Origin of the sequence: Actinomyces sp. ICM58 (assembly GCF_000283035.1) — a bacterium.
Taxonomy (GTDB): domain Bacteria; phylum Actinomycetota; class Actinomycetes; order Actinomycetales; family Actinomycetaceae; genus Pauljensenia.
The window spans coordinates 12,569-33,136 of the sequence record NZ_ALIY01000189.1; the positions used below are offsets into that span (position 1 = coordinate 12,569).

The window sequence follows — 20,568 nt, forward strand, 5'->3', positions numbered from 1 at the left end:
TTGAAGAGAAAGGAACACGTCATGAAGAAGTGGCTACGTCGCTCCCGCGACCTGGGGGAGCGTGGGGATGTGCCCGGCTGGGTGCTGATTACGCTGATGACCGCCGCCCTCGTCGTCCTGATCTGGGGCGTCGCCTCGGAGCGCCTCGTGGAGATTTTTAATCGTGCGATGGATTCCATTTCCGGCATCTGAGCGCGGCTCTGAGGTGGTCTCCACGGTCCTCGTCCAGGGGCTCGCGGTGCTTCTCATTCTCCTGCTCGCCCAACTGGCCTTCGCCTCGCACGTGCGCACGATGAGCGTGAGCGCGGCGTCGGAGGGGGCGCGCCGCGGCGGCTTGCTCGGTGGTGACGAGGGGGAGGCGATCGCGCGCACGAGTGAGCTCCTCGACTCCCTCGTGGGCGCCTCGAAGGACCGCGAGATTGCCGTGGAGCGTCACAGCGACGAGGGGGTCGACGTCCTCGTCGTCACCGTGCGCACGCGCCTGCCGCTCGTGGGAGGCCTGGGGCCGCGATGGATGACCGTGCGCGGCCGGGCTCTGGTGGAGGGGCCGTGAGCGAGCGCGGGGACGCCAGCGTCGAGTTCCTGGGGATCCTCGTGGTCCTGGTTATCCCGGTGTTCTACATCGTGCTCGCGATCGGCCAGGTGAGCGCCGGGGCCATGGCGGTGGATGCGGGCGCGCGTGAGGCTGCGCGCATCCTCGCGCAGGACAGTGAGCGGCGCGCGGACGCTGAGCGTGCCGTCGCGCTGATCGTTGAGGACTTCGGGGTGGACGCCCCGGCCTCGGTGTCCTCCTCGTGCGCGGCCTGCGCCTCGTCGGAGGGCGCCATCGAGGTGAGCGTCTCGGTGCGCGTCCCCCTGCCGTTTATGCCTGCCTGGTTGGGGGCGCTCGGCGTGACGGTGTCGTCGAGCGCGAGCGCACCCGTGCGGGAGGTGGTGGCCGGTGGGTGAGGAGGGGCGCGTCGGGATCCTCATGTGCGCCGGCTGCGCCTTCGTCTGCCTCCTCCTGTTCGTGACGATGACGCTGACCCAGGTCGCGATCCAGGATCGCCGACTGGTCTCGTGCGCGGACGCGCTGGCGGGGGCGGGCATCGGCGGGGCGTCCTCCTCGTCGGTTCTGGCGGGGCAGGCGTCGGGCATCGACGAGGCCGGGGCACGCTCGCGGGTCGAGGCCGCGTTGGACGCGATGGGCGACACGACGTGCCGCGTGGGCGAGGGGGTGATGGTGACGGACGTTCGGGTTGATCGTGAGGAGGTGGAGGTGTCCGTGAGGGCGCGTCCGCGCGTGTCGGCGCTGCCTCCGGTGCTCGTGGGCGTCGCGGTTCCCGAGCTTGAGAGGACGTCGAGCGCGCGGGTGCGGCCGCTGTGACGGACGGGCAAAAGGTGTTCTGCGCGACGGTCACATTGTGGGATGCCGACAGAAGCGCGGGTAAACGAAACGTAAACTTTAGGCCATGAGCAGCTTTGATACATCTCGTCTGTCCCCCGCGCTGGCCTCCGTTTTCGAATCCGTCCAGCGCCGCGACCCCGCCCAGGCCGAGTTCCACCAGGCCGTGTACGAGGTCCTCCTGACCATCGCCCCCCTCGCCGAGCGTCACCCCGAGTACGCCGACCTGGCGATCATCGACCGCATCGTCGAGCCCGAGCGTCAGCTCCAGTTCCGTGTCCCGTGGGCCGACGATTCGGGCAACATCCACGTGAACCGCGGCTTCCGTGTCCAGTTCAACTCCGCTCTCGGCCCCTACAAGGGCGGCCTGCGCTTCCACCCCTCCGTGAACCTGTCGATCATCAAGTTCCTCGGCTTCGAGCAGATCTTCAAGAACGCCCTGACCGGCCTGCCCATGGGTGGCGGCAAGGGTGGCGCGGACTTCGACCCCAAGGGCAAGTCCGACGCCGAGGTCATGCGTTTTTGCCAGTCCTTCATGACTGAGCTCTCCCGCCACATCGGCCCCGACACCGACGTTCCCGCCGGCGACATCGGCGTGGGCGGCCGCGAGATCGGCTACATGTTCGGCCAGTACAAGCGCCTGAAGAACCGTTTCGACGCGGGTGTCCTGACCGGCAAGGGCCTGACCTGGGGCGGTTCGTTCGCGCGTACTGAGGCCACCGGTTACGGCCTGGTCTACTTCGCCGCCGAGATGCTCGCCGCCAAGGGCACCAGCTTCGACGGCAAGCGCGTCGTGGTTTCCGGCTCCGGTAATGTCGCGATCTACGCGACCGAGAAGGCTCAGCAGCTGGGCGCGACCGTCGTGGCCGTCTCCGACTCCTCCGGCTACGTCGTGGACGAGGCCGGCATCGACGTCGCGCTGCTCAAGGACGTCAAGGAGGTGCGTCGTGGACGCGTCTCCGACTACGCAGCAGAGCGCCCCGGCGCCGTGTTCGTTGCCGACGGCTCCATCTGGGACGTCCCCTGTGACGTCGCGCTTCCCTGCGCCACTCAGAACGAGCTGCCGCTGTCCGGCGTCCAGGCCCTCATCAAGAACGGCGTCCAGCTGGTCGCCGAGGGCGCGAACATGCCCACCACCCCCGAGGCGATCGAGGCCCTGCAGGCTGCGGGCGTCGCCTACGCCCCCGGCAAGGCCTCCAACGCGGGCGGCGTGGCCACCTCCGGCCTGGAGATGCAGCAGAACTCCGGGCGCACCCAGTGGGCCTTCGAGGAGACCGACGCGAAGCTCCACCAGATCATGGTCGATATCCACGCGAACACCGTCGCCACCGCCGAGGAATACGGCGTCGCGGGCGACTACGTGGCCGGCGCGAACTTGGCGGGCTTCCGCAAGGTGGCCGACACGATGGTCGCGATGGGTCTCATCTGATCCGTTCTTTTCTTCGGTGCCCCGGCGTCTTCCCAGGCGTCGGGGCGCCGTCATATCTGCGGCCAGCGGGGGAGTAAGTCCCGCCACCGTCGCGGCGTCGCGTTCCTCGTTGGGCTTCCGATCCGCTACCCTGGGTGCGTGGCCATTGAATTTTCTGAAGAGATCCCGTCCCTGCGTACCACGATGGAGAACATCGTCGCGGTCGTTCAGCCGGACAAACTGCGTGAGCAGATCGCCGAGCTGAACGAGAAGGCGGCCGCGCCCGACCTGTGGGACGACCCGAGTGCCGCGCAGGCAGTCACGAGCGCGCTCAGCCACCGCCAGAGCGAGCTGGACCGCATCACGCAGATGAGCGAGCGCATCGACGACCTGGAGGCCATGGTGGAGATGGCCGCAGAGGACCCGGATGAGGGCGCCGACATCCTCGCCGAGGCTGAGGCCGACCTGGACAAGCTCCGCAAGGACCTGGGAGACCTGGAGATCCGCACGCTTCTGGACGGCGAGTATGACGAGCGCAACGCCGTCATCACGATTCGAAGCGGCGCGGGCGGCGTGGACGCCGCCGACTTCGCCGAGATCCTCCTGCGCATGTACCTGCGCTGGGCGGAGCGTCACGGCTACCCGACGAAGGTCATGGACACCTCCTACGCGGAAGAAGCAGGCCTGAAATCGGCGACCTTCGAGGTCCAGGCGCCCTACGCCTACGGCACGCTCTCCGTCGAGGCCGGCACCCACCGCCTCGTGCGCATCAGCCCCTTCGATAACCAGGGGCGCCGCCAGACGTCCTTCGCCGCCGTTGAGGTCATCCCCCTCATCGAGACGACGGACCACATCGAGATCCCCGAGTCCGAGCTCAAGGTCGACGTCTTCCGTTCCTCGGGCCCCGGCGGCCAGTCCGTGAACACGACCGACTCGGCCGTGCGCATGACCCACATCCCCACGGGCATCGTCGTGTCCATGCAGGATGAGAAGTCCCAGATCCAGAACCGCGCGGCCGCCCTGCGAGTCCTGCAGTCCCGACTCCTCGTTTTGCGCCACGAGGAAGAGCAAGCCAAGAAGAAAGAGCTCGCCGGTGACGTCAAGGCGTCGTGGGGCGACCAGATGCGCTCCTACGTGCTCCAGCCGTATCAGATGGTCAAGGACCTGCGCACCGAGTTTGAGTCCGGCAACCCGCAGTCCGTGTTTGACGGCGACATTGACGGCTTCATCAACGCTGGCATTCGCTGGCGTAAGAACGAGCAGAAGGCCGCCCAGGACTGAGCGAGCGTCCACGCGCTGAACGGCCCCAGCCTCGTCAATCTATGCACGAGGCCGGGGCCGCGTGCGTGTCCAAGGCACCCGGGGTGGAGGGCTGAGTGACACACCGGCGGTTTTCCGCGTGTCGCAGCCGGGACGTGACCCGATCGTTACCTAACCTGGCAGGGACTATTGACCCCGATCGGATGGTCCCATGATTCGTTTTGATGATGTCACCATGGTGTACACGCCAGGTGCCCAGCCCGCGCTGGATCACGTCTCGCTGGAGGTGGAGCGCGAAGAATTCGTGTTCCTCGTCGGCAAGTCGGGTTCCGGCAAGTCCACGTTCCTGCAGCTCGTCATGCGCGAAATGAAGGCGACGAGCGGCAAGGTGTGGGTGCTCGGCAAGGACGTGTCCAAGCTGTCCACGTGGGCGGTTCCCAAGCTGCGCCGCCAGATCGGCACGGTGTTCCAGGACTTCCGCCTGCTGCCCTCCAAGACGGTCTACGAGAACGTCGCCCTGGCCATGCAGGTCATCGGCAAGCCGCGCCACGCGATCGAGACGGCCGTCCCGGACGCCTTGGATCTGGTGGGCCTGTCCGGCAAGGAATCGCGCCTGCCGCACGAGCTGTCCGGCGGCGAGGAGCAGCGCGTCGCGATCGCGCGCGCCATGGTCAACCGCCCCGAGCTGCTGCTCGCGGACGAGCCCACCGGCAATCTCGACCCCGAGACGTCGCTGGGCATCATGCGCCTGCTTGACCGAATCAACCGCTCGGGTACGACCGTCGTCATGGCCACCCACGACGCGGACATTGTGAACCAGATGCGTAAGCGAGTCATCGAGCTTGAGGCCGGCGACGTCATCCGAGACCAGAACCGCGGCGTCTACGGGGCCGGGAGGTAAGACCAGTGAAGCTTCGTTTTATTCTGTCCGAGGTCGGCAAGGGCCTGTCGCGTAACCGCGCGATGAGCGTCGCCGTCATCCTCGTGACCTTCGTGTCCCTGCTTTTCGTGGGCATCGCCGGCCTGACGCAGATGCAGGTGTCCAAGATGAAGTCGGAGTGGTACGACAAGATCGAGGTCACGATCTACATGTGTGCCATCAACGACGCCGCCCCGAACTGCAACGCGACCGAGGCGAGCGACGCGCAGATCGACGCGGTGCGCCAGAAGCTGGCCTCCGCCGAGATGACACCCTACGTCGCCAACGTGTACGAGGAGACGAAGGAAGAGGCCTACGAGAACTTCCAGCGCCTCAACGGCAACAACGCGCTCACGCAGTGGACCACGCCGGACATGCTCCAGTTCGCTTTCCGTATCAAGCTGGTCAACCCCGAGCAGTACTCGGTGATCAAGGAGGAATTCTCCGGGACCGCCGGCGTGTCCGAGGTGCGCGATCAGCGTGAGGTCGTCGAGCCGCTCTTCCGCGTGCTGGGAGCCGCCCGCACGGCGGCCCTGGGCCTCGGCGCGATCATGGTCGTCGCGGCGATCCTGCTGATCTCGACGACGATTCGCCTGAGCGCGATGAGCCGTGAGCAAGAAACCCAAATCATGCGTTACGTGGGCGCGTCGAACCTGTTCATTCAGGCGCCCTTCATGATCGAGGGGGCGCTCGCCGCGCTGGTGGGCGCGGCCTTCGCGATTGCCTCGCTGTTCGCGGGCGTGCATTTTGTCGTCCAGGGATGGATGGCTCCGTCCTTCCGCTGGACGAACTTTATTGGCATGGGCGAGGTGGCGATCATGACGCCGATCCTGGTCCTGGCGGCGGTGGCGCTGGCGGTAATCGCCTCGGCGTTCTCGCTCGCGAAGTACACGAAAGCGTGAGTCTCATGGCCCGTTCTCCTCGTCGTTCCCGCACAGCCGCCCTGCGACTGGGTGCCCTGGCTCTTGCGCTCGCCTCGCTCACCGCGATGAGTCAGGCGCTGCCCGCTCGCGCGGATGATGATCGCGAGGCAGCGGCGAACGCCGCCGCTGAGGCCCAGGCCACGGTCAACGCCCTGCAGTCCCAGCTGGAGGGTATCGACGCGTCGCTGGCGCAGGTCTTCATCGACCTGCAGAACCTCAACGCTCAGATTCCGGGCGCGCAGGCCGCCTACGACGCGGCGGTGGCCGACTATGACAAGAAGTCCCGCGAACACACGACGATCCTGGGCGAGCTGAGCGCCGCACAAGGCGAACAGGCACGCATCGACGACTCGCTCAGCGCCGCCACCACCCAGGCCAGCGACGCGCAGGCGGCCATCGGGGAGCTGGTGCGCCGCAAGTACCGCGAAGGCAACGTGGATCCGGTCGCCGTGGCCCTGACGGCCGGCGGGACCGAGTCCATTACCGAACGCGCCGCAGCCGCCGACATGGCGCTGCGCACGGAGAACCAGACCATGACCTCGGCGCTGGACGTGTCCTCCTCCCAGCGCACGCAGTCCACGCGTCAGGACGCGATCACGGAGCGCATCTCCGACCTCGAGGAGAAGGCCGCGCAGGCGGAGACCGAGGCACAGTCCGCGAAGGACGACGCCGACTCCAAGCTCACCGAGCTCAACAAGCTGAAGGAGGACGCCTCGGCTAAGCAGTCCCAGTGGGATTCGCAGAAGGGCCAGGTGCAGGCCTCGCTCGACCAGGCGGAGGCCGACTATCAGGCTCGCAGCTCCGAGCTGGCGGCCATCGACGAGGCAAACCGCGCCTCGGGCGCCTCCTACGTGTCGGCCTCGGGCTTCCGTAACCCCCTCGACATCCCGATCGTGGTCACCAGCCCCTTCGGCATGCGCTACCACCCGGTCCTCGGCGTCATGAAGGGCCACTCCGGCACTGACATGGCCGCCGACTGCGGCATGATTATCCGCGCGGTGGCTTCGGGCTACGTCAACGCCGTGTCGGCGGACGTGTCGGCCGGCAACTACGTGGACATCAACCACGGCATCGTCGGCGGCAATTCCGTCATCACCGAGTACCTGCACATGCAGGCCCAGTACGTGTCCCCGGGGCAGTACGTGAACGCGGGCGACGCGCTCGGCGAGGTCGGGTCGACCGGCTACGCGACCGGCTGCCACCTGCATTTCGGTGTTCTTCAGAACGGAAGCTATGTTGAACCGATGGATTATTTGTAATCCGCGTTAGGATGGACCCTCGTAGCGTTTGCGCTACGGGGGTCTTTCCGCATACTGAGCGGACAGGCGAGTCTGGAGGGAGGCAGCATGCCCAAGGAATGGAAGAAGCCCAAGCCGACGGAGGGCCAGCGCGCCAAGGCCGCCTCCGACGCGAAGAAGACGATCGCCCGTAACAAGAAGGCGCGCCACGACTACACGATCGAGGATACGTGGGAGGCCGGCCTGGCCCTCATGGGCACCGAGGTGAAGGCGCTGCGCATGGGCCGTGCGTCCCTCGTGGACGCCTGGGTCGAGATCAACGGGGGTGAGGCGTGGTTGTACGGCGCTAACATCCCCCTGTACTCGCAGGGCTCGTGGACGAACCACGCGCCCACGCGCAAGCGCAAGCTCTTGCTGCATCGCGCGGAGATTAACCGCATGCAGGATCGGGTGGCCGCGAAGGGCTACACGATCGTCCCGCTGGAGCTGTATTTCATCGGCGGGCGCGTCAAGGTTGAGGTCGCGTTGGCTAAGGGCAAGCAGGAGTGGGATAAGCGTCAGGCGCTGCGAGAGAAGCAGGATCAGCGCGAGGCTGAGCGAGCGATGCGCCGCTACGTGAAGCAGGCCCGCAGGTAGGGGAAAGAAGGCGATTTCGTGCGAGGTTCCGTCAGGATTTTTCGCCGTGATCTTCGTAGGCTGGTGAGTGTTCCGGTCGCCTGGATTGTCATCGTTGGTATGGCGTTCGTGCCCGCGCTCTACGCGTGGTTCAACATCGTGGGGTTTTGGGATCCGTATTCGCAGACCTCCCACATTCGCGTGGCCGTGGCCAACGAGGACGCTGGGGCGACCAAGGACAAGCTCGGCACGGTGAACGTCGGTGCGATGTTGGAGACGCAGCTGAAGCAAAACGATCAGCTGGGTTGGCACTTCGTGAGCGCCGATGAGGCGCGCTCAGAGGTCGAACGCGGTGACTCCTACGCTGCGTTCGTCATCCCGGCCTCCTTCTCGCGTGACCTGACGGGCATCGTCGACGGCACCTACGTCCAGCCGAACATCCAGTACTACGTCAACGAGAAGAATAACGCGGTGGCCCCGAAGATCACGGGGGCGGGCGCGACGGCGCTGGACCGCCAGATCAACTCGACCTTCGTGTCCGCGGTCGCGAAGGTGCTATCTGAGAAGGCGTCCGAGGCCGGGGTGAGTCTCGCGGACCGGGCTGACCAGGCCCGATCGGACCTGACGGCGTCGCTGGGGGAGGCCTCGTCGAAGCTGGCGAGCGCGTCGAGCAGCCTGGACGGCATGGGCGCGACGATCGACTCGGCGAAGGCGTCGGTGTCCTCGGCCCGCACGACCCTGACGGAGTTGGACTCGGCGGCCGCGGATCTGTCCTCGTCCCTTGACCAGGCCGATGAGCTGGTGACCGATGCGCGTTCCTCCCTGGCGGACTTCTCGGGCCAGATGGGCGGGGTCCTTGACGGGCTCTCCTCCACCACGTCGAGCGCGATGGCCGACCTGTCGGCCGACGCGGGGAGCATGGACGGCGTCGTGCAGGGGGCGTCGGGCAGGATCGACGGGCTCCTGTCGGAGGGCACGTCGATTAATGACTCTCTTGGATCCGTCCTGTCCGAGCTGAACGCGGCCGGGGTGGGCAACCTTCCCGTCGCGGGCAGCGCCCTGAGCGACCTGAGCAGCCAGAACAGCGCACTGTCTACTGCCCTGAGCGACCTGACGACCCTGAACTCTGACCTGTCCACCACTTCGACCTCGATCTCGACGGCGCTCTCGTCGGCCTCGAGCGCCGCCTCGTCCGTGCAGACCTCCGTGTCGAACGCGCGCGCGGGGGTTTCTGGCCAGGTCCCGACGCTGTCGAGCGCCCTGGACGATTTCTCGAGCGCCTCTTCGTCGATGCGCGGATCCCTGGATACCCTGCGCGGCCAGCGCGATCAGGTCTCGAGCCTGCTGGATCAGCTCGATTCTCTCCTGGATGACGCGAAGAAGTCGACGTCGACCAGCGCGACCAACGTCAGCGCCATCAAGTCGGACCTGGAGACGGTGTCGACGGACATATCGTCGGTGGCCTCCTCGAATACGCTGCGCGACCTGTCAGAAACCCTGGGGACCAACGCGGCCTCGATCGCGTCCTTCATGGCGTCGCCGACCTCGATTGAGACCCAGGCGGTGTACCCGGTGGCCTCCTACGGGTCGGCGATGGCGCCCTTGTTCACGAACCTGGCCCTGTGGATCGGCGCGTTTTCGCTCGTCCTCCTTCTCAAGCTCGACGTGGATGAAGAGGGCATCGGCCCGACATCGTCGGCCGCCAAGTACATGGGCCGATGGATGCTGCTCGCCTCCTTCGGCGTCATCCAGGCGCTCGTTGTATCGACCGGTGATCTGATCATCGGCGTCCAGACTGTCTCTCGTCCTGCTTTTGTCGGCACATCCATCATGATTTCGCTGGTGTTCACCTCGATCGTGTACATGCTCTCGACGTGCTTCCAGCACATTGGCAAGGGCCTGTGCGTCGTTATCATGGTCATGCAGATTCCCGGATCGGCCGGCCTGTATCCGATCGAGATGTTGCCTTCCTTCTTCCGTTTTCTGCACCCCGTACTCCCCTTCACATACGGGATCAACGCACTTCGTGAGACTGTCGCGGGGTTCTACGGACACGCCTACTTGGCGTGCCTGGCGGTTCTCGGCCTGCAGGCGCTGGTTGCCTTCGCCATTGGGTTGGCGCTGCGTCCGTTCCTGGTCAACTTGAATGCCATGGTCACCCGCGATCTGGCTTCTTCCGGTCTTTTCCTCGCCGAGGCGACGCGCGTCCCCTCCAAACGCTATCGCCTCAGCCAGATCGTGGCGGCCCTGGCGGATCACGATGGTTTCCAGCGCTCGGTGAGTTCTCGGGCTTCCCGCTTTGAGCGCCGCTACCCGAGGATTCGCCGCGTGTCGATCGTTGTCGGCGTCATCGTGCCGGTGACTCTTGCGGTCCTGTCGGTGACGAACGCCGCCGATGTGCCGGTCGTGCTGGGCGCCTGGATCGTGTGGGTCCTCCTCGTCATCATGTTCCTGATCGGCCTGCAGTACGTGCGCGAGGCCTTGGAGCGTCAGCAGCTCCTCGGCGCGATGGACGAGGGCGACGTCCGGTCCTTGCTGACCCGCCGCGTGCAAGGCGCCCGCTCGCGTATCGCGCTCGGTGCGGCCGCCGTGAGCGCGTCGATTTCCTCGGCCTTGGAGGCCTCCCTCGCTCACTACGACGCCGAGCACGGCAATGATGTCACTGGGGAAGCCGTGGACGAGGACTCCCAGGGCTCTGCCGACACCGCGCGTTCCCCGCAAGGAAAGAAGACCGACAGTCCCGACCCCGGCCTCGTTGATGAGGAACGGACAGCGCAAAGCGACGAGATCGACGGTCCCGACCCCGGCCTCGTTGATACACCTGACGGCGCCGAGGGCGAGGAGGACGCGAAGTGAGAACCATGTGGGCCATCTACCGTGCCGACCTGCGTCGCGCGCGCCGCTCGCTCATCGCGAGCGTCGTGACCTTCGGGCTCGTCGTCATCCCCTCCCTGTTTACCTGGTTCAACGTCGCGGCCTCGTGGGATCCTTTTGGCAATACGCGGTCCCTGCGCATCGCGATCGCGAACACGGACGAGGGCTACAAGTCCGACCTCGTGCCGCTGCATCTCAACATCGGCGACCAGGTCGTCTCGGCTCTGCGTAAAAACGAGAGCTTCGACTGGGTGATCGCCACGGAGGATCAGGCCGTCGAGGGGACGCGTTCGGGCGAGTTTTACGCGGCCATCGTTATCCCCGCCGAGTTTTCGAAGGACATGCTGACTTTCTTCGACGGGGAGGCGACGAGCGCCCCGATGACCTACTACGTCAACGAAAAGAAGAACGGCATCAGCCCCAAGCTCGCCGGTCAGGGGGCGGAGGCCGTGAGCGCCCAGGTGAATCAGATCTTCACTCAGACGCTGGCCGAAGTCGCGCTCGATACGGCCTCTTCCATCGGGGATGTCCTGTCGTCGCCGACCGCGGTGAGCACCGTGTCCGCGCTGGATACGCGCGTGCAGACGGTCGCGTCGCGTCTACGCACGGCAGCCGATTCCGCGCAGTCCTACTCGTCCTTGGCCGGCTCGTCGCTGGCCATGATTGATTCGACGAGTGCGCTCGTGGCGGGTGTGGGCAGCGCGAAGTCTTCCGCGACCAACGCCCAGGCGAGCGCGGGCAGCGGCGCCAGCGGGCTCGCGGCCTCCGCGACGGCAGCCGTGGCCTCCGTGTCGGACGCTATCGACTCGTCGAGGAGTTCGCTCGATTCGTTGTCGGCGGCGGTGGAGAGCGTGTACTCCTCGGGCCAGACGAGCGTGTCGGATGCGGCTACGTCCCTGCGTTCCCAGGCGGACGCCTTGGACACGCACGCCACCTCCTACGAGTCGATCGAGTCGACGCTGGCTCATCTGCCCGGTTCGCCCGTCTCGCAGGCCTCCCTCGACCGGCTTCAGGGCGCGGCCGACCGCCTGCACACGTTGGCGACGAACCTTCGTAGCGCTGCCAGCGACCTTGACGATAAGTCGGCGAACGCGGCCACCAACCACGACTCCGTGAACGGTCTGATCGCGGATGCTCGCTCGGCCATCGACGGCTTGTCGAGCGACTACGACACCAACCTGAAGCCGCAGCTCGACTCCCTGGCGGGGACCCTGTCCTCGGCGCAGACGTCCCTGTCGTCGGTGCGTTCCTCGCTTGAGACGGCGACGTCCACCGCGTCGGATGGGGCCGGGAGCGCGCGAGAGAGGCTGAGCGGCCTGCGTGACAGCTTGAACTCGGCGGCCTCGGAGCTGCGTGAGGCCGCGGACAAGATGGACTCCCTGCACTCGTCGCTGAGTGAGGCCCTGGAGGGTGGGGACCTGTCGACTCTTCGCACGGTCATCGGGAATAATCCCGAGGCACTGGCGGCCGCTCTCGCGGCGCCCGTCGGCGTGGATACCGTCCCGGTGTTCCCCGTGGCGAACTTCGGCTCCCAGATGGCGCCCCTGTACACGATCCTGGCCCTGTGGGTCGGCTCCATCCTCATGGTCGTGTCCATGCGTTCGGACGTGACGGATTCCAACGTCGTGGAGGGGCTGGCCGAGGACGACCCGTTGCGCGCCACGCTCACGGCGAAGCCGCTTCGACTGGCGACGGGATTCTTGGGGCGCTACCTGATTTTCGGGACGATCGCGCTGGCCCAGGCGACCCTGGTGGGGCTGGGGGACCTGTTTTTCCTGAAGGTCCAGCACGCGCACCCGCTGGAGTTTATGGGGACCTTGTGGCTGACGGCCGTCGTGTTCTCGTTCCTGCTGTACACGTTCATCGCGACGTTCGGGAACGCGGGCAAGGCCTTGGGGGTGCTGCTCCTCGTCCTGCAGATTTCGGGTGCCGGGGGAGCGTTCCCGCTGGCGATCCTGCCGTCTTTCTTCTCGTCGGTGTCGCCGTTCTTGCCGGCCACGCACGCGATCACGGCGCTGCGTGCGTCAATCGCCGGGTATTCGGGCCACGAGTACGGGGACGCCATGTGGTTCCTGGCTTCCTTCATCCTGTTCGCCGCGTTCCTGGGGCTGGCTTTGCGCCCGCTGCTGGTGCGCAAGAATCGGCGCATGGTGGAGAAGTTGGAGGCGACGAAGCTGCTGTGAGGCTTGCGCTGTCGGGTGCCTCTGGGGCTCTGGTGGGCTCCGTCGGGGACGAGGCAGTGGCCGGTTCTCGGGGTTCCGCGTGGTCGCCCGGGTGGCTCCTGTTTTCCCTTGACGTGTGGGGTGCGTGGGCGTATGCTGGTGTGTCCGACGGTCTGGCGTGATGCTGGGCGTCGGTGAGTTGAAAACTCAAGAGGGGATGATCGGTTTCGACAGTGGTCGTCGATCGAAGTGAAGCGAGCCGAGGATGTGCGCTCAACTCGTTAACGATGCGTGCAAACCAATAGGTGCCGAACAGAATCGCACCGACTACGTTCTCGCTGCCTGATATCGCAGCCTGAACCTTTAGTCCGTCAGCCCGGGAGTTGCTTCCGGCCCGGTGTCTGGCGTCGTCTAGGGAGCCACTGGGAGTCGCCCATGTTGGTGGGGCGGCTCCGACACTCAATCAACTGAGCCTATCCGGTGGTGAGTCTATGCAATGCCGGGGGCTGAGAAATAAAACCGTAGACTGCGCTCGGAGAAGAATTCGGGGTCGGCTATTGGACGGGGGTTCGATTCCCCCCATCTCCACCCATCTCAAACCCCGGGTTTCCGTTGGAAGCCCGGGGTTTGTGTGTGTTTCGGACGCTCCGCTTTGGTGTGAAGTGAGCCTAGGCGCCTGAGAGCCCTTCGCGCAGTTCTGCTAGTTCTTCGTCGAAGAGTCCCGCCGTTTTTTCGTTGATCGCTGCGAGCCGCTCAATCCAGGCGACCGTGACCGCGCCGTATGCGACGAGCGACGAGACTGCGCCGTCAACGTCGGGGCCGTCGCACTCGAGCATCATGCGCAGGTATTCAACGACGTCACGGGCGTTACGCTGTTCGAGTTCTGTGATGGCGTCTTCAACAAACGATGTCACCGTGTCATTGTCCATGCGTTGACACTAGCTGGTGTGCTGTTGTGTCGCCTGGTGGCGCACGCGCGTCTTGCGCGAAACATTTGATACTCTCGCGATTGGAGCGAGGATTCCCCCTGGGCTAGTTGTGAAATAATCAACCGTCAGAAGGCCCGGAAGCGGGCCTCGCTCCCTCTTTGTCGTGACGAGGCGTCTCCGGGTGATAGGGCGCTAGGGTTACAGGCCAAAAACGTGTTGGTTGTATTGTGCCTTTTTGGCTTGTTGGTACGGGAAAGTCGGTGTTGAAGGCGGTTGTTTCATCGGGGGGCGACAATGCCCCTATGTGCCTGATGTGTGGGCGAATGAGTGGGCGCGCGATTGGCCTGGCAGGGGCACTCAGTGTCCGGGAGTGCGCTTCGCCGAGGTGGTCTGCACTGTGGGCGCCACGCCGCCCCGAACCACGACCTCAGTGCCCCGAACCGCGACCTCACCGCCACCAAACGGGGGGAATTGCACCAATAGAGCCACGACACGCCGGCGACACGCCGGCAGGATGCTTCTAATGGTGCAAAACCCCCACCATTACCCCTGGCGTCATGCTCCCTCACTGGCGTCACGCTCCCTCACTGGTGTAGCTCTGCCCGGCCAGGCCCAGTTGGACGTCGGCGGCGCGAGCAGCTAGCCCCAGCAATGCATCCCTCGACGATGCCTGGGAACAGACCCCGACCGACCTGTTTCGTCCTTTCCCCTAAGCACTCACAAATTTGAATACCCCCAGGGGTATCATTGAAGTGGTCAGAGAAGACGTCCCCCGAGCCAGAAAGTGAGCCGAACATGCGAGTAGTAGTCGTCGGAGGAGTCGCCGGTGGCATGAGCGCGGCGGCGCGCCTGCGCAGGCGCGACGAGGGCGCCGAGATCATCGTCCTGGAGCGCAGCAAGTACGTGTCCTTCGCGAACTGTGGGCTCCCGTACTACGTCGGTGGCGAGATCGAAGACCAGGCCAAGCTCCTCCTCCACACCCCGCAAACCCTCAAGGCCGCACTTAACTTGGACGTGCGCATCAACTCCGAGGTCAGTGCGATCAATCCCGGCGCGCACAGCGTCCAGGTCACCGACACGGAGACCGGCGAAGCCTATGAGCTCACCTACGACCACCTGATCCTCTCTCCGGGAGCCGTCGCCGCCCGTCCGCCCATCGACGGCCTCGGCTCCCCGCGCGTGCACACCCTGCGCACGGTCGACGACGCCCTCGCCCTGCGCGAGGCCTCGGGTACCCGAGCCGTCGTCCTCGGAGCCGGCTTCATCGGCATCGAGGCCGCCGAGGCACTCGCGCAGAGAGGCTTCGACACCCACCTCGTCGAGTACGCCGAGCACGTCCTGCCGCCTCTCGAGGTCGAGATGGCCACGCTGGTTACCCGCGAGCTTCGCGCCCTCGGCGTGCGCGTCCACACCGGTGTCGCCGCCCAGTCCATCGCCCACGGCGACGACCGCGACTTAGTGACGCTCTCCGACGGCACCGAGCTGAGCGCCGACGTCATCGTCCTGTCGACCGGCGTCCGCCCCGACACGGCCCTCGCCGAGGCGGCCGGCATCGAGACCAGGGGAGGCTACATCCTCGTCGACGACCGCGGGCGAACGAGCGCAGGCGACGTGTACGCCGTCGGCGACGCCACGGTTGGCCGCGACCACGACCGCCCCGTCGCCCTGGCCGGACCCGCGAACCGCGGCGGACGCCTCGTCGCAGACGTGATCACCGACGCCGGACACGGCGAGGCCACCGCGCGCCCCATCCCGAGGCCCCAGGGCACCGCGATCGTCCGCATTGGCGGGCTCACCGCTGCCATGACGGGCGAGAATCGCCAGGCCCTGGACGCGGCAGGCACGCGCTACTTCACGGTGCATACGCACGCCAACCAGCACGCGGGCTATTTCCCCGGAGCACAGCCCGTGCACATCCTCATGCACGTCGGCACCGACGGACAGATTCTCGGCGCGCAAGCCGTGGGCGCCGACGGTGTGGACCGGCGCATCGACGTGATCGCCACCGCGATGCGCGCGGGCCTGAAGGCGCCGGACCTTATCGACCTGGACCTCGCCTACGCGCCGCCCTATGGCCAGGCCAAGGACCCTGTTAACCAGACCGGCATGGTCGCCCACAACGTCTTGACCGGCGAGCTCATCCTGACCGGCCCGGACGCCCTGACCGAGGATATGCCGGTCCTCGACGTGCGCACGATGGGGGAGTACACGGCCGGGCACATGCCCAACTCCCTGAACATCCCGCACACGCAGCTGCGCGACCGCCTGGACGAGGTCCGCACCTGGGTTGACGAGAGCGTCGGCGAGCGACCCTTCGTCGTCATGTGCGCCGCGGGCGTCCGTTCATGGATCGGCTACCGCATCGTGCGCGCGGCGGGCTTCAACGTCACCATGCTCTCGGGCGGTATCCAGACCCTGCGGGCGTGGCTCGGCGCGAAGGCCGAGGCCGTCCTCGTGACGGGGGAGGGGCGCGCATGACGACGCGCAAGCAGGTCGTGAACCGCCTCAAGCGCGCCCGCGGGCAGATGGACAGCCTCATTGCCAATATCGAGAGTGGGGACGCGAATTGTCGGGAGGTGCTCATCCAGTTCGCGGCCGTCAACTCCGCGATGAAGCGCGCCAGCTACCTAGCGGTCGCCACGATCATGTCCCAGTGCGCGATCGAGGACGCCGACCATGAAAACGATGATGCGCTGGCGCCCGAAGCGGTAGAATCTCTTGTTAAAACCGGCAGCATGACGCTCGACGAACTCGAAGAATTGTTCCTCCGGCTGGCCTAATGTGACGGCGCAACCAGCCCGCTGGGGAGAACTCAGAGCACCATGGCGCGGATCCGCCGACGGATTCGGCGCGCAACAACGGAAGGAAAATATCATGTGTCGACCCACCACCTGCGAGGTATGCGGAAAGACCACCTGGAAGGGCTGCGGCAAGCACATCGACTCGGTGAAGGAGAAGGTGCCCGCGGATCAGTGGTGCGATAAGGACCATACCGACGAGGAGTATGCCGCCGCCGAGAAGAAGCACGGTTTCTTCGGCAGCTTCTGCAGCTAATCCTGCGCTCCTCTGACAGCGTCGCAAGTCCCGCGACGCTTGGTTTCGCGCGCCTTTCTCGAGGCCCGGGGTGCTCATGTGTCAAAGAGAGTATTTACTCGTGTGACACAGGTATCATTGGGTTATGAGGTGGACGACAAAATCAACGTGGATTCGTATCGCCGTGCTGTTCGGCATCTACCTGCTGGTGCTGGCGGCGTGGTTTAGTCTCTCGAGCGTCTCGGACTCGATGGAGATCGTGAAGAGCCTCGTGTTCCTGATCCTGCTCGTCATCCTGCCCCTCCTGGCGATAGTCTTCGGCGCGTGGGACGGCGTGAAGGAGGGCTTCAGCTTGCTGTGGCTGCTCGCGCCTTTTGTGTGCTTCCTGGCGCCGATGTTCCTGTTCCTCAACGACAGCGCCTTGATCTACGGGGTGGGCTACAGCATCCTCGGCTTCGTGGCCCACGGCGTTGGCGCGCTCATCCACGCGCGCCGCGCGCGGCGTGTATCACCGCGTGCAAACGAGTAGTCCTCCCCTGAGTCTGCGGACGCGGTGCCCTCGCGACTGTCGTTTTCCGGCCCGCGGTGAGTCCTTCTCTGGTCTGTGGACGCAGCTTGCGGCCTGGTTCAGGTGCGCTGAGCGTAGTCGCGCGCAAGGAGCTGCGCTGCACATGTGGATGCGGATAGGTTACGAACACGTGGATAGGTTACGAACATCCGGATAGCTTAGTAACCTATCCGGATGCGCATAGCCTATCCGGATGCGTGCATCCTATCCGGATGTGCCCTCGTGCTTCTGTTGCCGTGCACAAAACCCCGTTTCGCCCCGGCAGCGCACCCGAGGGCGTAGCATTCCCAGTAGCGTAATGATGCGCCGCCGTCGGTGTGCGCGTTCGACAGGCACACGGAGGTGTTCAGCAATGTTCTGGGATCGGGTCGCGCCCCTGTACGACGCCTTTGAAAACACGGTGAACCGAGCCTCGTATGAGGGCACGGCACTCGCCGTCGGACAGATGATCGGCCCAGGCGACGAGGTCCTGGAGTGCGCGTGTGGCACCGGCGCGATCAGCGCCGCCATCGCCCCCGCCTGCGCGCGCCTGGTCGCGACCGACTACTCCGACGGCATGCTCGCGCAAGCCCGCAAGAAGCTCGCGAAGCGCTCGAACGTCACCGTTGAACAAGCAGACATCACGGCCCTGCCCTACGCCGATGACTCGTTCGACGTCGCCGTCGCCGGCAACGTCATCCACCTCCTGCCCGACCCCGAGCAAGCCCTGCGCGAGCTCGCCCGCGTGGTCAGGCCCGGCGGGACGATCATCCTCCCCACCTACGTTGAGCCCCCGAAACGCAAGCAGGGCATGATCCCCGCTCTGCTTGCCCGCCTCGGCGCAGGCTTTGAGCGGCGCTTCACCCCGGCCTCGTACCGGGCGTTTGTCGAGGGGATGGGGTACGCCGAGGCCCGCTACCGCCTCGTGCGCGGCCGCATTCCCTGCGTGATCGCCGTCCTGCCCAATAGGAAGCGGTGGGACTAGCGGCCGGCCAGCGCGAGCTCGCGCAGCATCGCCCCGTAGGCGCGCGAGTCACGGCTCATGCGCTCGCAGTGCCCCCACCCGGGCCACACGACCAGCTCCGCGCCGGGGTAGAGGCGCGGAACTGTGCGCCGTGCGAGGCGCAGGTCCGAGTCTTTCTCCCCATACGCGAACGTGCAGCGGCGCTGAGTGGCGGGGGAAAGGGGAGGGAGAGAGACCCGTGAGCAGTCGCGGGCGATCGCGCGGATGCTGTCCTCGCTCATCGCGATGAGTGAGTGAGTCATGGGGCGCGCGGCCTCCTCGCCGTAGAGGCGTGCGAGCTTGCGGACCCCGGCCTCGGGGTCGCGCGCGGCCTTGCGGCGCTTGGCTATCATGACGCGGCCGAGGACGGCTCCTCCCGCCCGGGCCACGGGCCCGCCCGAGTAGAAGCTCACCCCTTCAACAAACACTCGATCGAAGGAGAGGTCGGGGAATCGCAGCAGTTCAAAGAGTACGACCCCGCCGAGTGACGCTCCGAACGTGAGCGTCAGGTGCGTGGCATCGTGTTCCACGAGCCAGGAGTGGATCGCCGCCGCCTCGTTGGCTGCTGACACGTAGGGGGCCGAGGCCTCGTCCCCGTGGGCGGACAGGTCGGGCGCGAGGAACCGCAGCCCCGCGCCCATGTGGTCGGCTACCGCAATTTTTATGCCCGAGGCCGAGGAGAGCATCGGGTGAATGAGTAAGACGGTGGGGGAGTCGTCGGCGCTGGAGCCGTAGACGTGCATGTTCATGGCGTTGCCCCGTATGAGCGTCGGGTGCATCGGCGCGCCCGTGAATCGAGTGGACAATCGGATGCTACCACCGCGATGCCGCGGCGGAGGTGGATTCACGGGAGGGGATCGCAGTATCCTGTCTGGCAACCGAAGGAGTGCGACATGGCCTATGACGTGAAGAAGGAAGACAAGGAACTGTACGCCCCGAAGAAGGGCCCCAGCATCGTCGAGGTCCCTCCCATGAGCTTTGTGGCGGTGCGCGGCAGTGGAGATCCCAACGAGGAGAACGGCGCCTACCAGCGGGCGATTGCGATCCTGTACGCCATCTCCTACACGATCAAGATGAGTAAGAAGGGCGTCCGCCAGATTGACGGCTACGTTGACTTCGTCGTGCCACCCCTTGAGGGCTTCTGGTGGCAAGAGGGCATCGAGGGCGCCGACTACGCCCACAAGGAGGCCTTCCACTGGATCGCCGTCATCCGCCTGCCGGGCTTCGTGACGCGCGAGGTCTTTGACTGGGCGGTCCAGGAAGCGACGCAGAAAAAGAAGGTTGACTGCTCAATCGCCGAATTTCTTGTGGTGGACGAGGGGCTGTGCGTCCAGTGCCTGCACGTGGGCAGCTACGACAGCGAACCAGCCACGGTCGAGGCCATGGACGCTTACGCGCGGGAGGTGGGCTACGAGCTCGACCTGTCGGAGGCGAGGCGTCATCACGAGGTCTACCTGTCGGATGCCCGCAGGGTTGCCCCCGACAAGTTGAAGACAATCATCCGGCACCCCGTTAAACGCCGGTCGGCAGCCGCGCAGTAGGGTGTGGTGTCCGAGCCCGACAAGACGGCCGCCGCGGCGTTCGGGCTTCCCTGGTGGCCCCGTGGCGGGGGCATAGGTATTGTTGGTATGTTCACGACTTAACCAAAGGAGAGCATGATGCTTGTGGTGACGACCCCGACCATTGAGGGTGCGCCGATTAAGCGCTACATCGGCATGGTGTCCGGCGAGACCTTCGCGGGCGTCAACATGTTCAAGGACTTCGGCGCGGGCCTGTCCAACATGTTCGGCGGGCGCGCCTCCCAGTACGAGGAGGAGATCGGCAACGCGTCGGCTACTGCCGTCAACGAGATGTGTGCCCGCGCGCAGGCGATGGGCGCCAACGCCGTCGTCGGCGTGAAGGTCGACTACTTCACCGCTGGCGCGAATAACGGCATGCTCGCGGCGATCGCGACGGGGACGGCCGTTATTCTCTGAGTCCTCCTCGCGCGGGCGACACGCCGCGCACACATCGACCCGCCGGGTGGCGTGCGGACCGTAGGGTCCGAGGCCGTCCGGCGGGTTGTCGCATCCGGCGCGGACGCCCGAAATAACACAGAAGCACACAAAGTAAGGCGCGCCTAAATCAGGAGAGTTTACGCTACCAAAGTCTGGTGATCAAGCACTTGACACATGATGAGAAGAGAGAGGACGAAGTCTAGGTTCTTTCGGCCGGTGATTCTACCCTTGACGTTGGGTGCGCAGCGAAGACGCGCGCCCGACGCCCAGTTGTCA

21 protein-coding genes and 1 other RNA gene are annotated in these 20,568 nt (G+C 65.7%); 20 read left to right on the forward strand and 2 right to left on the reverse strand.

All coding sequences use genetic code 11. From position 1 onward, the window contains the following. The first annotated feature begins 21 nt into the window (after positions 1 to 21). The 13 genes from HMPREF1138_RS11420 (at position 22) to ssrA (ending at position 13,374) form a co-directional block, all read left to right on the forward strand. Positions 22 to 192 carry a hypothetical protein gene (locus HMPREF1138_RS11420; RefSeq protein WP_009058766.1) on the forward strand — a complete coding sequence of 57 codons (171 nt, stop codon included), beginning with the start codon at positions 22 to 24 and terminating at the stop codon, positions 190 to 192. Then, positions 164 to 553, forward strand: a complete 390-nt coding sequence (locus HMPREF1138_RS08535; RefSeq protein ID WP_050981250.1) for a hypothetical protein — start codon at positions 164 to 166, stop codon at positions 551 to 553. Before HMPREF1138_RS11420 ends, HMPREF1138_RS08535 begins: the two co-directional genes overlap by 29 nt. Continuing rightward, positions 550 to 948, forward strand: a complete 399-nt coding sequence (locus HMPREF1138_RS08540; RefSeq protein ID WP_009058774.1) for a hypothetical protein — start codon at positions 550 to 552, stop codon at positions 946 to 948. The genes HMPREF1138_RS08535 and HMPREF1138_RS08540 overlap by 4 nt, the downstream gene beginning before the upstream one ends. Further along, entirely contained in the window at positions 941 to 1,366 is a 426-nt protein-coding gene (locus HMPREF1138_RS08545) for a hypothetical protein (protein ID WP_009058769.1), read from the forward strand. The genes HMPREF1138_RS08540 and HMPREF1138_RS08545 overlap by 8 nt, the downstream gene beginning before the upstream one ends. Positions 1,367 to 1,451: 85 nt before the next feature. Beyond that, positions 1,452 to 2,813, forward strand: a complete 1,362-nt coding sequence (gene gdhA / locus HMPREF1138_RS08550) for an NADP-specific glutamate dehydrogenase (RefSeq protein WP_009058784.1) — start codon at positions 1,452 to 1,454, stop codon at positions 2,811 to 2,813. Positions 2,814 to 2,951: 138 nt separating this feature from the next. Continuing rightward, positions 2,952 to 4,073, forward strand: coding sequence for a peptide chain release factor 2 (gene prfB / locus HMPREF1138_RS08555; RefSeq protein ID WP_009058786.1), 1,122 nt, complete (start codon positions 2,952 to 2,954; stop codon positions 4,071 to 4,073). 190 nt (positions 4,074 to 4,263) lie between these two features. Next, entirely contained in the window at positions 4,264 to 4,953 is a 690-nt protein-coding gene (gene ftsE / locus HMPREF1138_RS08560) for a cell division ATP-binding protein FtsE (RefSeq protein WP_009058736.1), read from the forward strand. 5 nt (positions 4,954 to 4,958) lie between these two features. Beyond that, the gene (gene ftsX / locus HMPREF1138_RS08565) at positions 4,959 to 5,873 is read left to right on the forward strand and encodes a permease-like cell division protein FtsX (protein ID WP_009058785.1); all 915 of its coding nucleotides are present in this window, start codon (positions 4,959 to 4,961) and stop codon (positions 5,871 to 5,873) included. 5 nt (positions 5,874 to 5,878) lie between these two features. Continuing rightward, the gene (locus tag HMPREF1138_RS08570; protein WP_009058778.1) at positions 5,879 to 7,153 is read left to right on the forward strand and encodes a M23 family metallopeptidase; all 1,275 of its coding nucleotides are present in this window, start codon (positions 5,879 to 5,881) and stop codon (positions 7,151 to 7,153) included. An 87-nt stretch (positions 7,154 to 7,240) separates the two neighbouring features. Next, positions 7,241 to 7,768, forward strand: coding sequence for an SsrA-binding protein SmpB (gene smpB / locus HMPREF1138_RS08575; RefSeq protein WP_009058738.1), 528 nt, complete (start codon positions 7,241 to 7,243; stop codon positions 7,766 to 7,768). An 18-nt stretch (positions 7,769 to 7,786) separates the two neighbouring features. After that, on the forward strand, positions 7,787 to 10,603 hold the full coding sequence (locus HMPREF1138_RS08580; protein WP_039937651.1) for a YhgE/Pip domain-containing protein: 2,817 nt from the start codon (positions 7,787 to 7,789) through the stop codon (positions 10,601 to 10,603). Continuing rightward, positions 10,600 to 12,804: a YhgE/Pip domain-containing protein gene (locus tag HMPREF1138_RS08585; protein WP_039937652.1), complete on the forward strand. Its 2,205-nt coding sequence runs from the start codon at positions 10,600 to 10,602 to the stop codon at positions 12,802 to 12,804. Before HMPREF1138_RS08580 ends, HMPREF1138_RS08585 begins: the two co-directional genes overlap by 4 nt. 192 nt (positions 12,805 to 12,996) lie before the next feature. Then, positions 12,997 to 13,374: a transfer-messenger RNA gene (gene ssrA / locus HMPREF1138_RS10535) on the forward strand. Between the two features lie 77 nt (positions 13,375 to 13,451). Here the strand turns inward: ssrA and HMPREF1138_RS08590 are convergent. Further along, a complete protein-coding gene (locus HMPREF1138_RS08590) occupies positions 13,452 to 13,712 on the reverse strand; it encodes a hypothetical protein (RefSeq protein ID WP_155887161.1) in 261 nt (86 codons plus the stop codon). A 795-nt stretch (positions 13,713 to 14,507) separates the two neighbouring features. Between HMPREF1138_RS08590 and HMPREF1138_RS08595 the strand changes: the two genes are divergently transcribed. From HMPREF1138_RS08595 to HMPREF1138_RS08615, 5 genes are all read left to right on the forward strand, one after another. Then, entirely contained in the window at positions 14,508 to 16,190 is a 1,683-nt protein-coding gene (locus tag HMPREF1138_RS08595) for an FAD-dependent oxidoreductase (protein ID WP_039937658.1), read from the forward strand. Then, positions 16,187 to 16,492, forward strand: coding sequence for a metal-sensitive transcriptional regulator (locus HMPREF1138_RS08600; RefSeq protein ID WP_009058757.1), 306 nt, complete (start codon positions 16,187 to 16,189; stop codon positions 16,490 to 16,492). The genes HMPREF1138_RS08595 and HMPREF1138_RS08600 overlap by 4 nt, the downstream gene beginning before the upstream one ends. A 94-nt stretch (positions 16,493 to 16,586) precedes the next feature. Further along, positions 16,587 to 16,766 (forward strand): hypothetical protein, encoded by a 180-nt coding sequence (locus tag HMPREF1138_RS08605; RefSeq protein ID WP_009058742.1) that lies wholly within the window; start codon positions 16,587 to 16,589, stop codon positions 16,764 to 16,766. Positions 16,767 to 16,890: 124 nt separating this feature from the next. After that, complete coding sequence (locus tag HMPREF1138_RS08610; protein ID WP_009058789.1) at positions 16,891 to 17,274, forward strand: hypothetical protein; 384 nt, start codon at positions 16,891 to 16,893, stop codon at positions 17,272 to 17,274. A gap of 391 nt (positions 17,275 to 17,665) precedes the next feature. Further along, positions 17,666 to 18,277 (forward strand): class I SAM-dependent methyltransferase, encoded by a 612-nt coding sequence (locus tag HMPREF1138_RS08615; protein ID WP_009058751.1) that lies wholly within the window; start codon positions 17,666 to 17,668, stop codon positions 18,275 to 18,277. On the opposite strand, the gene HMPREF1138_RS08620 is transcribed toward HMPREF1138_RS08615, so the two are convergent. After that, positions 18,274 to 19,044 carry an alpha/beta fold hydrolase gene (locus tag HMPREF1138_RS08620; protein WP_039937664.1) on the reverse strand — a complete coding sequence of 257 codons (771 nt, stop codon included), beginning with the start codon at positions 19,042 to 19,044 and terminating at the stop codon, positions 18,274 to 18,276. The two genes, HMPREF1138_RS08615 and HMPREF1138_RS08620, sit on opposite strands and share 4 nt — an antisense overlap. Before the next feature lie 144 nt (positions 19,045 to 19,188). On the opposite strand from HMPREF1138_RS08620, the gene HMPREF1138_RS08625 reads away from it, so the two are divergent. Both HMPREF1138_RS08625 and HMPREF1138_RS08630 read left to right on the forward strand, forming a co-directional pair. Then, on the forward strand, positions 19,189 to 19,836 hold the full coding sequence (locus tag HMPREF1138_RS08625; protein ID WP_009058783.1) for a GyrI-like domain-containing protein: 648 nt from the start codon (positions 19,189 to 19,191) through the stop codon (positions 19,834 to 19,836). Between the two features lie 117 nt (positions 19,837 to 19,953). Beyond that, the gene (locus HMPREF1138_RS08630) at positions 19,954 to 20,271 is read left to right on the forward strand and encodes a heavy metal-binding domain-containing protein (RefSeq protein ID WP_009058787.1); all 318 of its coding nucleotides are present in this window, start codon (positions 19,954 to 19,956) and stop codon (positions 20,269 to 20,271) included. Positions 20,272 to 20,568: the final 297 nt, after the last annotated feature.